At 69.3% G+C, this 12,788-nt stretch carries 15 protein-coding genes and 1 pseudogene; 11 read left to right on the forward strand and 5 right to left on the reverse strand.

Translation table 11 applies throughout. The features are described from left to right. Positions 1-19: 19 nt before the first annotated feature. The 3 genes from OG370_RS29330 to OG370_RS29340 are packed head-to-tail and all read left to right on the forward strand — an operon-like array spanning position 20 to position 2,338. Positions 20-754: an SDR family NAD(P)-dependent oxidoreductase gene (locus tag OG370_RS29330; protein ID WP_328469484.1), complete on the forward strand. Its 735-nt coding sequence runs from the start codon at positions 20-22 to the stop codon at positions 752-754. Between the two features lie 35 nt (positions 755-789). Then, a complete protein-coding gene (locus OG370_RS29335; protein WP_328469486.1) occupies positions 790-1,413 on the forward strand; it encodes an NADPH-dependent F420 reductase in 624 nt (207 codons plus the stop codon). A gap of 34 nt (positions 1,414-1,447) precedes the next feature. After that, positions 1,448-2,338 carry a TIGR03619 family F420-dependent LLM class oxidoreductase gene (locus OG370_RS29340; RefSeq protein WP_328469488.1) on the forward strand — a complete coding sequence of 297 codons (891 nt, stop codon included), beginning with the start codon at positions 1,448-1,450 and terminating at the stop codon, positions 2,336-2,338. A 39-nt stretch (positions 2,339-2,377) separates the two neighbouring features. On the opposite strand, the gene OG370_RS29345 is transcribed toward OG370_RS29340, so the two are convergent. Continuing rightward, the gene (locus tag OG370_RS29345) at positions 2,378-2,890 is read right to left on the reverse strand and encodes an RHS repeat-associated core domain-containing protein (protein ID WP_328469490.1); all 513 of its coding nucleotides are present in this window, start codon (positions 2,888-2,890) and stop codon (positions 2,378-2,380) included. Between the two features lie 116 nt (positions 2,891-3,006). Between OG370_RS29345 and OG370_RS29350 the strand changes: the two genes are divergently transcribed. From OG370_RS29350 to OG370_RS29370, 5 genes are all read left to right on the forward strand, one after another. Next, entirely contained in the window at positions 3,007-3,330 is a 324-nt protein-coding gene (locus tag OG370_RS29350; protein ID WP_328469492.1) for a hypothetical protein, read from the forward strand. Between the two features lie 1,249 nt (positions 3,331-4,579). Beyond that, positions 4,580-5,506, forward strand: a complete 927-nt coding sequence (locus OG370_RS29355; protein WP_328469494.1) for an ABC transporter ATP-binding protein — start codon at positions 4,580-4,582, stop codon at positions 5,504-5,506. Beyond that, positions 5,503-6,333 (forward strand): ABC transporter permease, encoded by an 831-nt coding sequence (locus OG370_RS29360; RefSeq protein WP_328469496.1) that lies wholly within the window; start codon positions 5,503-5,505, stop codon positions 6,331-6,333. Before OG370_RS29355 ends, OG370_RS29360 begins: the two co-directional genes overlap by 4 nt. Positions 6,334-6,348: 15 nt before the next feature. Then, positions 6,349-7,515, forward strand: a complete 1,167-nt coding sequence (locus OG370_RS29365) for a sensor histidine kinase (protein WP_328469498.1) — start codon at positions 6,349-6,351, stop codon at positions 7,513-7,515. Then, positions 7,512-8,180, forward strand: coding sequence for a response regulator transcription factor (locus OG370_RS29370; protein ID WP_328469500.1), 669 nt, complete (start codon positions 7,512-7,514; stop codon positions 8,178-8,180). Before OG370_RS29365 ends, OG370_RS29370 begins: the two co-directional genes overlap by 4 nt. A 357-nt stretch (positions 8,181-8,537) precedes the next feature. Here OG370_RS29370 and OG370_RS29375 read toward each other — a convergent pair whose 3' ends face one another. From OG370_RS29375 to OG370_RS29385, 3 genes are all read right to left on the reverse strand, one after another. Continuing rightward, positions 8,538-8,681 carry a hypothetical protein gene (locus tag OG370_RS29375; RefSeq protein ID WP_328469502.1) on the reverse strand — a complete coding sequence of 48 codons (144 nt, stop codon included), beginning with the start codon at positions 8,679-8,681 and terminating at the stop codon, positions 8,538-8,540. Beyond that, positions 8,681-9,166 (reverse strand): alpha/beta fold hydrolase, encoded by a 486-nt coding sequence (locus OG370_RS29380; RefSeq protein ID WP_328469504.1) that lies wholly within the window; start codon positions 9,164-9,166, stop codon positions 8,681-8,683. Before OG370_RS29380 ends, OG370_RS29375 begins: the two co-directional genes overlap by 1 nt. A 148-nt stretch (positions 9,167-9,314) precedes the next feature. Continuing rightward, positions 9,315-9,893 carry a nuclear transport factor 2 family protein gene (locus OG370_RS29385; protein WP_328469506.1) on the reverse strand — a complete coding sequence of 193 codons (579 nt, stop codon included), beginning with the start codon at positions 9,891-9,893 and terminating at the stop codon, positions 9,315-9,317. A 103-nt stretch (positions 9,894-9,996) separates the two neighbouring features. On the opposite strand from OG370_RS29385, the gene OG370_RS29390 reads away from it, so the two are divergent. After that, positions 9,997-10,611, forward strand: a complete 615-nt coding sequence (locus OG370_RS29390) for a TetR/AcrR family transcriptional regulator (protein WP_328469508.1) — start codon at positions 9,997-9,999, stop codon at positions 10,609-10,611. Positions 10,612-10,627: 16 nt separating this feature from the next. On the opposite strand, the gene OG370_RS29395 is transcribed toward OG370_RS29390, so the two are convergent. Then, entirely contained in the window at positions 10,628-10,969 is a 342-nt protein-coding gene (locus tag OG370_RS29395) for an aldehyde dehydrogenase family protein (RefSeq protein ID WP_328469510.1), read from the reverse strand. Positions 10,970-11,031: 62 nt separating this feature from the next. On the opposite strand from OG370_RS29395, the gene OG370_RS29400 reads away from it, so the two are divergent. Both OG370_RS29400 and OG370_RS29405 read left to right on the forward strand, forming a co-directional pair. After that, positions 11,032-11,163, forward strand: coding sequence for a transposase domain-containing protein (locus tag OG370_RS29400; protein WP_328469512.1), 132 nt, complete (start codon positions 11,032-11,034; stop codon positions 11,161-11,163). A 913-nt stretch (positions 11,164-12,076) separates the two neighbouring features. Further along, positions 12,077-12,764, forward strand: a pseudogene (locus OG370_RS29405) (transposase family protein); the annotation flags it as partial. Positions 12,765-12,788 lie beyond the last annotated feature (24 nt).

Below are 12,788 nucleotides of genomic sequence, written 5' to 3' on the forward strand. Positions count from 1 at the left end.
CCGACCCGAGGGAGCAATCATGGGGAAGCTTGACGGGAAGGTCGCGGTCATCACCGGCGGCACCACCGGCATGGCGCTGGCCGGCGCGAAGCTGTTCGTCGACGAGGGGGCGCACGTCTTCATCACCGGCCGCCGCCAGGAGGCCCTGGACGAGGCCGTGAAGGAGATCGGCCGCAACGTCACCGGCGTCCGGGGCGACGCCGCCGATCTGGACGACCTGGACCGCCTGTACGACGCCGTCAAGCGGGAGAAGGGCAGTCTCGACGTGCTGTGGGCCAGTGCCGGCGGGGGCGAGCCCGCGCCGCTCGGAGAGATCACCGAGGCCCAGTTCGACACCTGGTTCGGGCTCAACGCCCGCGGCACCCTGTTCACCGTGCAGAAGGCCCTGCCGCTCTTCAACGACGGCGGCTCCATCCTCATGACCGGCTCCAACGCCTCCCTCGGCGCCTTCCCCGGCTGGAGCGTCTACGCCGGCAGCAAGGCCGTCCAGCAGGCGTGGGCCCGCGTCTGGCTCAACGAGCTCAAGGACCGCCGCATCCGCGTCAACGTCCTGACCCCCGGCCAGGTCGCCACCGCCAAGCAGGCAGAACTCTTCGACGAGGCCACCAAGCGCCAGTTCGAGTCCCTCATCCCCCGCGGCCAGATGGGCCGCCCCGACGAGATCGCCACCGCCGCCCTCTTCCTCGCCTCCGACGACTCCAGCTACGTCAACGGCATGGAACTCGTCGCCGACGGCGGCACCACCGCCATCTGAACCAAACACCACACAACAACCAGGGAGAACACCTCATGAGCAGCATCAGCATCATCGGCACCGGGAACATGGCCCGCACCCTCGGCGCGCGAGCGGTAGCGGGCGGCAACACCGTCGAGATCATGGGCCGTGATCAGGCCAAGGCCACCGACCTGGCCAAGACTCTCGGCGGCGGCACCACGACAGGGGAATGGGGCACCGCGCCGGCCGGGGACATCGTCATCATGGCCCTGCTCTACGACGGCGTCGTTCCGGCCGTCGCCCACTACGGAGAGACTCTCGCCGGCAAGGTCATCGTCGACATCAGCAACCCCTTCAACTCCACGTTCGACGGGCTGGCCCACCGCGAGGAGACCTCGATCGCGCAGGAAGTCGCCAAAGCGGCCCCGGCTGGCGCCGGCGTGGTAAAGGCGTTCAACACCGTCTTCCGTCACGTCCTGGAGAAGGGCCGGCCCGACGTCTTCCTCGCCGGCGACGACGCGCAGGCCAAGGCACGCGTGGAGGCGTTCATCGAGAGCCTCGGGCTGCGCCCGCTGGACGTCGGCGGCCTGACGATGGCGCACTGGCTGGAAGGAGCGGGCGTGGTCACGGTCGGCCTCGCCAACCATGGGGTGGGGAACCTGGACTTCGCCCTCGGCATCACCGAGCTTCCCGTCTGACCCGACGGTCCACGGAACACCGAAGGGGCTCGCCATGAAGCTTGGTTTCACACTTCCCATCATCGGGCCCGCCATCGGCAGCGCAGCCGGCCTGAGCACGTTCTGCCGCGGGATCGAGGACCTTGGCTACGACACGCTGTGGGTCGGCGATCGCCTGGTCCAGCCGGTCGATATGCACAGCATCTATCCGGGCAAAGAGCAGCCGTACCCGCCGCAGATGAGGCGCTATCTCGACCCGGTGCTGCTGTGGACCGTCGCCGCGACGGCGACCAGCCGGGTGCGGCTTAATGCCAGCACGCTCAGCACCTTCTACTGGGAGCCCCCGCACCTGGCCCGGATGCTGACCACGCTCGACGTGCTCAGCGACGGCCGTCTCGAAGTCGGAGTGGGACTCGGGTGGATGAAGGACGAGCACGACATCTCCCGCAGCGCGGACTGGCACCGGCGCGGGCGGATGCTCGATGACCTGCTGGCGTTCCTGCACCAGTGGTGGACGACCAACCCGGTTTCCTGGGACAGCGAGTTCTTCTCGCTGCCGCCGGTCCACGCCGACCTGCGACCGGTGCAAGCAGGCGGGCCGCCCATCTGGATCGGCGGCACCAGCGAGGCCGCGATGCGCCGGGTCGGCCGCAGCGCCACCGGCTGGCTCGGGATCGATTTCCTGCCGGACGAGGTCGCCGACCGATTGTGGTCGCTCGCGCGCCAGTCGGCGCAGGAGGCCGGCCGCGATCCCGACGCACTGAAGAAGGCCATACGTATCAACCTCGAACCGGGCACGTCCGTTGATTCGCTGGCCGACAAGCTCAAGCGCTTCGCGGAATCCGGTGCGGACGAGGCGTTCGTGGACGCCTTCGCACCGTTCCCCGACCTTGATCAGATGCTTGACTTCGCCAGACAGGTGATCGCGCGCACCGGTCGGTTGTGACCACCCAAGAGCAGGACGACCAAGGACGTCCTCGCCTGGTTACCCGTCGGGGACGCGGCCATCGGAGCCTTCCACAAAGGTGACGTGACGAAGGGGAGATGCCCTGTTGGGCTCGTCACGTCGCTTTAGGAAGGTGAAGGGGTAGGCGCGAACATCGCGTGGCCTTTCGATCCGGGTCTCCCGACGGTTGCCCTCGACGGGGTCGCCGGAGCCGTAGGCGTAGAGGTCCGCGTTGCCTGCGGCGAGCCCGCCCGGGTCTTGGCTGACGAATCGCTCCTGGGCCGGTGAGTAGAAGCGATCCCTGTTGTACTGCGGGCCGTTCGGGAGTCCGGGACCCGAGGCAAGGCCCGTGTACCGGATCGGGTTGGTGTCCCCCGCAGGTGCCGTGACCGTGCCGAACGGATCGTACGTGTAGGTCCCGGTGAGGGCACCGGTACTGTCGCCGGTGGCGACGACGGAGCCCAGGATGTCGGGCAGCAGGGTGGTGACCTTGCCGGCGCCGTCTGTCGTTGCGGACGGGAAGTCGGCTGCCGAGGCGACGGCGCGCCGCAAGCGGAAGACCTTCGTGGCGGCTCTGAACTACGCCGTGACCGGGGGACTTCGCCGAGAACCCGGTAGGCGCGGTCAAGTGGGAGAAACCGAAGGCGGCCACCGAGGTTGATCCGCGGGTGGTGGCCAATCCCGCCCAGGCCGTCTCGCTCCTCACGGCCGTCTCCTATGTCGGCGGCTACCACCGGGCCCCTGGCCGAAGGCTGGTGGGGTTGTTCGCCGCCATGTACGACGCCGGTCTGAGTCCGGCGGAGGCCATCGGGCTGTCCGAGGACGACTGCACGCTGCCGCGCCGGGGCTGGGGAAGCGCCACGCTTCACCGGACCCGCCCGACGGCGGGCAAGAGGTGGACCGACTCCGGTGAGGTCCATGACGACCGGGGCCTGAAGAATCGGGCCGTGGAGGACACGCGGGTGGTGCCGCTGCCGCCCTGGCGGCACTGACCCGGGCGCGGGCTGTGTCTCGGCGACCGCGCCCGGCAGGACGGCCGTCCTCCGCGAGGTCGCGGTGGTCGGCACCCGTCGCCGATCTGGAACTGGGCTGACGCCCGGGCGCCGTGGCCCATGGGCCGGGTGCCGCTACGCGCCCTTGCTTTCCGGGGTTGCCGAGGCGGGCTGCTCGGCGGGCTTTTCGGCGGGGCGGGCGGAGGCGACGGCAGAGGCCAGCGCGGTGAGCCGCAGGGGGGAGTCGACGGGTTCGAGGTTGGCCTTGGTGTGGGCGATTGCGGCGTCGACCAGCAGTGCGATCAGCGGTTCGGCGGCGCGGGAGCGGCGCAGCCGGGTGAGGCCGGCGAGTTCGGACAGTCTGCGGTCTGACCGGGGCGGTCATCGGCCTCGCCGCCGTCCTCGGTCTCGGCCGGGGCATGCTCGGTGGCCGGGTCCTGCCGGTGGCCGGGGCCGCCCTGCTGGCGACCGTCGCAGCCGTCGCCTGGACTGCGGCGCCCGGACCGTACCCATCCGCACGATCTCCCGCATCGCCCCGCCCAGGTCCTGGCCGAGCCGGGTAGGGGTCCGGCGTCGGAGCAGCATCATGATGGCGCCCCTGGGGCGGCCGGAGTGTCAGGGACGGCCGCCTCAGGACCACCTGAGCCACGAAGACGCTGACGGACTCCCTGTCCCCCCGCGCCCGAACGGAGCAGTCCGCCGCCTTGCCGGTGGCCGGGCCGCTGATGGTGAAGAGGACGGCGCCCGTAGGACACGGAGGCACCACCCCACCCCCAAGCGCGGACCGGGCGGCAGGCGAACCCCGAGCCGTTCGACGGCGACGGCGAGTCGGGACCCGGTGACATCGCCGGTGCGCAACCGCGTCGTCATGCCACCGTGCGGCGCGGTGAAGTCCCGTCCGGCGTGGGGGAGCGCGGCGCGGCCGCGAGGGCGGCGCGGCACGCGCGGGCCCGCGCCCGACCGGAGGCGAGCGCCTGTTCCCGGCCCGTCCCCTGCTCGGGCGTCGTGGCGGAGCCGGGCGGTGATGTCGGTGACTCCTGTCGGCTTCAGTGTGCCGATGGCGAGGTTCTGCCAGGTGGCCGGGGTGTGGGGTGCGGGACGCGCCAAGCAGGTCCCGGCCCCTGGGTGGGGCGGTTGGGTCCTCCGAGTGGATGACCCGGCAGGCCCGTAAGACACCTCGGGCGGAGGACTTCGGGACGGGGCCGGCCTCCTAGGCTGAAACGGCAGTCGGGCAACTTCTGGAGGACGCGTGATCAAGGCCGAGGGTTTGACCAAACGCTACGGGGACAAGCTGGCCGTCGACGGTCTGACGTTCACCGTCGAGCCGGGTGTCATCACCGGTTTCCTCGGTCCCAACGGCGCCGGCAAGTCCACGACCATGCGCATGATCATGGGTCTGGATTCCCCCACCTCCGGGTCGGTCACCGTGAACGGGAAGCCGTTCGCCGAGCACCAGCGTCCGATGGCGGAGGTCGGAGCGCTTCTGGAGGCCCGGGCGGTGCACACCGGTCGCTCGGCACGCAGCCATCTGCTGGCGATGGCGGCCACGGCAGGGATCTCGGCCAGGCGGGTCGACGAGGTGATCGGGATGGTCGGTCTCGGCGATGTCGCGGGTCGCCGGGCGGGAGCGTTCTCCCTGGGTATGGGACAGCGGCTGGGGATCGCCTCGGCGCTGCTGGCCGATCCGCAGACGCTGATCCTCGACGAGCCGGTCAACGGGCTGGACCCGGACGGGGTGCGGTGGATCCGCAACCTGCTCAAGGGGCTGGCAGGCGAAGGCCGCACCGTGTTCCTGTCCTCGCATCTGATGAGCGAGATGGCGCTGACCGCCGACCACATCATCCTGGTCGGGAAGGGCAGGCTGTTGCGGGACCAGTCGATGGCGGACTTCATCGCCGGGGCGTCCGCCGATGTGGTCACGGTCCGTTCCCCCCAGGCAGGGCAGCTCGCTCAGCTGCTGGCGAGTGGCGACGTGACCGTCCGCGACATCGCCGAGCAGACGCTGGAGGTGCGGGGCCTGACCAGCGATCACATCGGGACGATCGCCGCGGGCGCCGGGATCACGCTCTTTGAACTGGCCACTCATGCGGCGTCCCTGGAAGAGGCGTACATGGCCCTGACCGACGACTCGGTCGACTACCGTTCCACCGTCGAGTACACCGAGGACGCCGCATGAGTACCGCCACCACCGATGCCACCGCCGCCGCACTGCGCAGCGCCCCGGCCCGCGTCGACAGCCAGCCGGTCTCTCTCGCGCGGGCGGTGAAGTCCGAATGGATCAAGTGGCGCAGTCTGCGGTCGACCTGGGCGGTGCTGGGCGCGGCCGTTGTCGGGATGCTGGCCATCGGGCTGGTCGTCGGCTTCAACACGCGCCATCTCACCGGGAACCAGGACGCCAACGACCTCGCGTCCTCGGCGCCGCTGCAGGGCTACTTCCTGGGGCAGTTGCTGATCGGGGCGCTGGGCGTGCTGTTCGTGTCCAGTGAGTTCAGCACGGGCATGATCCGCTCGACCTTCGCAGCGGTCCCCAAGCGCCTGCCGGTGCTGTGGGCCAAGCTGGCGGTGTTCTTCGTCATCACCGCGGTGGTGATGACCACGATCACCGTCATCACCTTTCTCGCCTCGCAGGCGGTGATCAGCCAGACCCGTCCGGGGTTCTCGCTGTCCGATCCCGGGGTGTGGCGGTTCGTGCTGGGCACCAGCCTGTACATGGTCCTGGCCGGGGTGATCGGCGGAATGATCGCCTGGATGGTGCGCTCCACGCCCGGCTCCCTGGTCAGCTTCTTCGCCCTGATCTTCGTCGTGCCCCAGCTGTTCAGCCTCTTCGGCTCGGCGGGAAAGCACATCGCGCAGTTCTTTCCCTCGCAGGCCGGGGAAGCGTTCACGGTGGCCCAGCCCGATGCTCCGCACCTCTCCCCCACAGCCGGCGTGCTCGTGCTGTGCGCCTGGGCGGTCGCGGCCACCGTCGCGGCAGCCGTCACGCTGCGCCGCCGCGACGCCTGAGTGAGACGCTGAGACATGCCTCCCGATCGCGTCGGCGTCCCGCCGGCAACACATCCGCTGATGCCGGATGTGCTGCTGGCCGCGGGCGTCGCCCTCGTGGGGGTGCTGGCCGACGTCTACGGTCCCGACTACCGCAGCGCCTTCGCACCGTACTGGGACATGGCGGTGGCGGCGCCGCTGGCCGTGCGCCGCCGCGCCCCGGCAGCCGCCGCGGCGCTTGTTGCCGCGATCTGCCTCGCGATGTGGCTCGCCGACGTGGTGGCCATCGCCGCCGTCCTGGCCGTATTGATCATGCTGTACTCCCTCGGCGCCTGGGAACGGCGCCGCTGGCTGCTGGTGGCGGCCCTGGTCGTGGGGGAGAGCGGCGTCGTCATGGCCGTCGCGCAGTGGACACCGCAGGGCCGGCAGTGGCTGACCGCGCTGATGGCCACCGGCACCGTCACCGCCGCCCTGGTCATCGGCCTCTATGTGCGCACCCGCCGTGCCTATCTGGCCTCGATGATCGAACGGGCCGAGACCGCCGAACGCGACCGCGACCACCAGGCCCGGATCGCGGTTGCCGAGGAGCGCACCCGTATCGCACGCGAGATGCACGACGTCATCGCCCATAGTCTCGCGGTCATGATCACCCTCAACGACGCCGCCGTCGCGACCACCCCCGAGGGCCCGGTGCGCGACACGGTCACCCAGGCTTCGGAAGTCGGGCGTCAGGCACTGGGCGAAATGCAGCGCATGTTGGGCGTTCTGCGCGGCGCGGGAGCAGCGGGTCTCGTGCCCCAGCCCGGCGTCGCGCAACTGACGGACCTGATCTCGATCGCCCGGTCTGCCGGCCTGACGGCGGAACTCGCGATCTCCGGCGAAACGGGGGACCTGGCGCCGACCACACAGCTCACGATCTACCGCATTGTCCAGGAGAGCCTGACCAACGTACTCAAACACGGCCGCAACGTACGACGAGTGGTCGTCACCCTCGCCTACCGCGACGATCGTGTCCGCATACGGATCACCAACGACGGCGAATCCGCCACACCACCGCCCCGTGCGGCAACCGGACACGGACTGGCCGGCATGCGCGAACGCTCCACTCTCTACCAAGGCGAGTTCCACGCGGGCCCGACCCGCAGCGGCGGCTGGGAGGTCCTTGCCGACCTCGCAGTGACCGACCCGGCAGGTGCGGCATGACCATCCGGGTGCTGCTCGCCGACGACCAGGACCTGCTGCGGCGCGGCTTCAAGATGATCATCGACGCGCAGCCGGACATGGAAGCGGTGGGGGAGGCGGCGAACGGCGCGCAGGCCATTGCTCAGGCGGCGGCGCTCAGACCGGACGTCGTCCTCATGGATGTCCGCATGCCGGGGACCAATGGGATCGAGGCCACCCGCCACATCGCCGCCCACCTGCCCGAGGTGAAGGTGCTGATCCTGACCACCTTCGACGTCGACGAATACGCCTTCTCCGGTCTGCATGCCGGCGCGAGCGGCTTCCTGCTCAAGAACGCCCGGACCGAGGAGTTGATCGCGGGTATCCGTACGGTGGCCGCGGGCGACGCGATCCTGGCCCCCAGCACAACGCGCCGCCTGCTCGACAGCTACGCCAACACCTTCCACGCCGGTGGCACGGGCACACCCGCGAAGGACGTCCTCGCGCCGTTGACCCAGCGCGAGCGGCAGGTGTTCACGGAAATGGCCTCCGGCCACACCAACCAGGAAATCGCCGGCCGACTCGTCCTTTCGGAAACCACCGTCAAGACGCACGTTGCTCGTGTCCTCGCGAAGCTGCGCCTTCGCGACCGGGTCCAAGCAGTCATCTTCGCCTACGAGAACGGGCTCATCCCACCGAACCGCTGACCAGCCCGGTCGCGTGACATCGAAGGAGGCGTCGACGGCGGTTCGGCGCGGTTCGTGGCACCGAGCCGGCCGTGTGAGTCGTGGTGCCAGACCCCCGGGCCTCCATGGTCCGGGAAAGCCTGGTGGAGGTCCCGGACGGCTTCGATCTCCTCCTTCGGACGGAAGACTCCGCCCTTGAGCTCGATCGCTGAGAAGCCGTACTCGCGCAGGCGCTGCCGCGACGCGCTGATGCGGCAACTTGAGGGAGCGTGCCTCCAGGGCGAAGACTGCCTCGGCTGCGGTGCGCAGCCGCGCCAGACGCCCCTGGTCCCAGCCGCCAGGTATCCAGCAGAACTCCATGGCCTTGCGTGCCTGTGGTCACAGCTCGCGCAGGAAGCCGTCGTCGCCGCTGAGGGTCCAGTCTCGGTAAAGCTCGACCGGACAGCCCCGTTGGCCTTCCGCCGCCGTGAGCCGGTATTCGCGGGCCCGGGTCTCCAGCGGCAGCCCCACGAGGAAGCTCATCACGCCGTCGTTGGCGGTCGAGTGACGGAACTCGGTGTCCCGCCCCCGCATCCCGCGGGCCGGCGCTCCGAAGAGATACCCCGTGGCGGGTTCGTCGTTCCACACATGCGTGCAACTGCCTTGGCAGAAGCCAACGTTCGGGTCGCATCCCCCCACTCCTCGTAGACGGCGGCGCGGATCTGCCCGGGCTTGCCGTACGCGGACAGCCAGGCGGCGAGAACGCCGCCGGAGGACATGCCGCTGACGATGACCGGGCGGTCGATCGCCAGGTCGATGAAGCGGACCAGGTCGCCGCCCATGACGTCGACGGTGTAGCGGCCCGGGGTCCAGGTGGAGCGGCCCTGGCCGCGCAGGTCCACGGCGAACACCTGGAAGTGCTCGGCCAGCAGCGGCATCGCGCGCTCGTAGCCCCACCAGGACTCGGACTGGGTGGGGACCAGCAGCAGCGCCGGCAGGGAGGGGTCACCCAGGGTGGCGTAGTTCATCCTGATCTCGCCCAGGTCGACCAGGTGCTCTTCGATGCTGTGTGGAACGAAGGTGTCGGCGCGGTCAGTGGCTTCCAGGTGCGGCAGGAGGCGGTCCTTGATGGTGGTCCGAGTGGTGGGCGGTGGTGCGGGACGGCCGGGGGAGTGGTCAGGCTTCGTTGAGCCAGGCGGTGTCGGCGGCCTTGATCTCGGCTTCCAGGGCGCTGTCGCGGGTGGGGAACTCACGCACGATCGGGAAGCCGGACTTCTCCAGCAGGTAGGCCAGAGCGGCGTACTCGCGCGGGAAGGCGCTCACGGCCTTCTCGTCGATCTCCTGGACCTTGGTCAGGAAGTTGAAGGAGCTCATGTCGTAGCTGCTGTCGCGGCGGCTGATGCGCCAGACGCCGTCGCGCTTCTCGACCTGGTCCAGGAACCGGTTGTGGGCGGTTGCGCCGAGCTCGATGGCGGTGTTCTCGGCGATGATCATCGCGTTGGTCTGCACCAGGGCCCGGTCGCCGTTGAAGGTGATGGACGGGCCGGCGATGACGTGCTTGTTGCGCAGATCGGAGGCGCCCATGCGGGCCGATCCTTCGACGAAGTCGGTGGCCAGGCCGTCGAACCAGGTGATCGCGATCGTGGCGCCGGGGTGGAAGAGGGCGCGCAGCTGGTCCCACTCGCTCAGGTCGCGGTGCATCCAGCCGGTCATCAGGTCGGCGATCGCGGCGCGGTCCTCAAGACGTGCGTTCATGGTGCAGAGCTCCCGTAAATAGAGGACGGACTAGTTTCTTAAGCTGAAGTTACACCGCTCGGCTGGTCGACGCGATTCGACGCCGAGGGCTATAACGGGAAGGGTGACCGCCTCCTCCGCAACACCGTCCCCGCAGCTCCAGGCGTCCGCCACCCGCCGCCGAGGCGCGGAGCTGACCCAGGCGATCTTCCGGGCGACCCTGGAGGAGTTGGCCGCGACCAGCTTCGAGGAGCTGAGCTTCGACAAGATCGCCCCGAGGGCGGGCACCGGGAAGTCGGTGCTGTACCGCCGCTGGAGCACCACCGCCGAACTCGTCCTGGCCGCGCTCAAGGACGACGACGCCGGTCTGGGCCGACTCGCAGCGCCGGACACCGGCACCCTGCGCGGTGACCTGCTGGTCCTGCTCACCAAATTCGCCCGGCTTCTGGACGAGCCACGCGGACGCGCCTTGCGGCCCCTGCTGACCCAGCGCCCGCGCCATCCCGAGATCTTCGCCCAGGTCATGGACCAGGTCATCGATCCGCACAGGGTCGTCCTGCTGGACTGCATGCGTACGGCGGTCGACCGCGGCCAGGCCGCCCCGCAGCGCGCCACCGCGCGCACCGCGGCGATCGGCCCGCGGCTGATCGTGGCCGAGCACATCGACCGCGGCACCGTCCCCGATCAGGAGGTGCGGGCCGTGGTCGACGAGGTCCTGCTCCCGCTGCTGGCGCTGTAGCGAGAACAACGGGGGCTCACGCGTAGTTCTGGGTGATCTGCTTGTACTCGGTGAAGTCATCGGGGCTGGCCACTCCGCCGACCCGTCCCAGGCCACTTGCCTTCCAGCCGCCCTCTTCCGTCTCGACGGCGAGGTTGGCCCAGCTGTTGACGGAGATCAGCCCCGCATCGAGCCGGCGGGCCACCCGCAGCGGGCGGTCGGCGTCGCGGGTCCACACGCAGGCGCTCAGGCCGTACTCGGTGGCGTTGGCCAGGGCGACGGCTTCGTCCACCGTACTGAAGCGCTGGGCCACCTGAACCGGGCGGAAGACCTCCTGCTGGACGTTCGGGAGCGAGGAGTCGGTGACCTCCAGCAGCAACGCCGTTCAGTTGGGGGTGGAGGACGTTCGTCAAAACAAGGCCGGTCGGGGTAGCGGCGGGTGTGTTCGCGCCGGGGCATATCGGTGAGCTGACCCGGATCGTGCCGTTCGAGATGGTCGATCAGGTGCTGGCGGAGATCCGTGCGGTGCAGAGCAGGGTCCGGCTGGTGCCGGCTCGGCCCGACCTGGGTTGACCTCCCAACCCCAGAATCCCGCTGCAGGGCGGGCCCCTACGCTCGGCCGGCGGTCCTCCACCAGCAAGATCGCGATCTAGGGCTGGAGTACTAGCCGCCGGGCCGGTGAAGGTGCAAGGGGGCGTCCGTTGCCTCCCTCGCCCACACGGGGCAGCGCATGGCGGCTGAGCGCTCGGCCGAGAGGGTGTATGGGTCCCGCTTTCTTCCCGTCGCAGCGTCCTACCTGCTAAGACACGGCGCGGGGAAGCTATTGTCGCTATCCGACAAACTTCGTCCCGGCGCGAAGCCGTTAACCAAGACCTCGGGACCTCTTGCGTTTGCGGCATTTGTCGCAGGTCACGGCGCTGCGCAGGAGGAACGCGGCTGACGGGCGAATGCGGCCCGCAGGGCGTCCTCCGTGAGGGAGGAGGCGGTCGTCGCGCGACAACTGGCCGCTTGACCTGCGGCGCTGGCCATCCCGAGTCCGCAAAGTGCTGGTTTGTAGGGTTCGGACGCCGAGGAGAGCAACGGTCGGAAGACCGTGTGCGTTGTGGCAGGTACAAGAAAGGCTCTGACCGGCGTTTCCGCTGGTCAGAGCCTCAATCCGGTTGTGCCCCCGGCAGGATTCGAACCTGCGCACACGGCTCCGGAGGCCGAAGCTCTTTCCAGAGTTTCCGCAGGTCAGGGCATTGTATGACGCTTCGTCATGCGTTCTCCGTCACAAATACGCCACTCGCTCCGAAGCCAAATCTGATAGCTCATCAGATTATTTGGCGATGACTGGTCGCTGATATTGGCGCCCCTCCTGGTGTGCTGGCAGTCCCTGAGCTTTTCTCAACCTGCCCTGTTAGTAGGACAGTTGGCGTGACAGACGAGTGAAGCCCCTGGTGGACAGGTTCACGACCAAGATCTCCCGTACCGCCAGAGGCGTCACGTGCTTGTCTACCCGTCCGGCCTGGGGCTGTCCAGCTCACATCTTCGCTTCCTCAGCGCCCGTCTGGGCGAACGCCGGCGTGCGATCGGCAGCCGGTGGCCCCGGTTGAGCGTCAGCCGACAGGCACTGCTCACCCTCGCCCACCTCCGAAACGGGCATCCCTACGCCCAGCTCACAGCCGGGTTCGGCATCGGCACGACGACCGTGTACCGGTATATCACCGAAGCCGTCGATCTCCTGGCCGCCCTGGCGCCCGTGCTCGAACAAGCCGTCCGCGAGGCATCGGGGAAAGCGTTCGTCCTGCTCGGCGGCACGCTCCTGCCGATCGACCGCATCGCCGCGGACCGACCCTTTTACTCAGGCAAGCACAGGAGGCACGGCATGAACGTGCAGGTCCTGACCGATCCGTTCGGCCGCCTGCTGTGGGCCTCGCCAGCCCTACCCGGGAGCCATCCACGACATCCGAGCCGCCCGCGAACACGGCATCGTCGACGCCCTCGCCCAGGCCGACATCACGTGCTGGGCCGACAAGGGCTTCCACGGCGCCGGCGGAGCAGTCCGGATCCCGTACTGGGGACGATGGGTGACCCTTTCCCCAGGACAAAAAGCAGCGAACCGGTCCCACGCCAAGATTCGCGCGCTCGTCGAACAGGCCATGGCCACCCTCAAGAACTGGCGACTCCTGCGGGTCACGTCCGGTGTCCATCCGGAG

This window comes from Streptomyces sp. NBC_00448, assembly GCF_036014115.1.
GTDB lineage: Bacteria > Actinomycetota > Actinomycetes > Streptomycetales > Streptomycetaceae > Actinacidiphila.

What these genes read in the sequence shown, in the direction of transcription:
- OG370_RS29330 (WP_328469484.1), top strand. Translation starts at nt 20, where the DNA reads ATGGGGAAGCTTGACGGGAAGGTCGCGGTCATCACCGGCGGCACCACC.
- OG370_RS29335 (WP_328469486.1), top strand. Translation starts at nt 790, where the DNA reads ATGAGCAGCATCAGCATCATCGGCACCGGGAACATGGCCCGCACCCTC.
- OG370_RS29340 (WP_328469488.1), top strand. Translation starts at nt 1,448, where the DNA reads ATGAAGCTTGGTTTCACACTTCCCATCATCGGGCCCGCCATCGGCAGC.
- OG370_RS29360 (WP_328469496.1), top strand. Translation starts at nt 5,503, where the DNA reads ATGAGTACCGCCACCACCGATGCCACCGCCGCCGCACTGCGCAGCGCC.
- OG370_RS29365 (WP_328469498.1), top strand. Translation starts at nt 6,349, where the DNA reads ATGCCTCCCGATCGCGTCGGCGTCCCGCCGGCAACACATCCGCTGATG.
- OG370_RS29370 (WP_328469500.1), top strand. Translation starts at nt 7,512, where the DNA reads ATGACCATCCGGGTGCTGCTCGCCGACGACCAGGACCTGCTGCGGCGC.
- OG370_RS29375 (WP_328469502.1), bottom strand. Translation starts at nt 8,681, where the DNA reads ATGAGCTTCCTCGTGGGGCTGCCGCTGGAGACCCGGGCCCGCGAATAC.
- OG370_RS29380 (WP_328469504.1), bottom strand. Translation starts at nt 9,166, where the DNA reads ATGAACTACGCCACCCTGGGTGACCCCTCCCTGCCGGCGCTGCTGCTG.
- OG370_RS29385 (WP_328469506.1), bottom strand. Translation starts at nt 9,893, where the DNA reads ATGAACGCACGTCTTGAGGACCGCGCCGCGATCGCCGACCTGATGACC.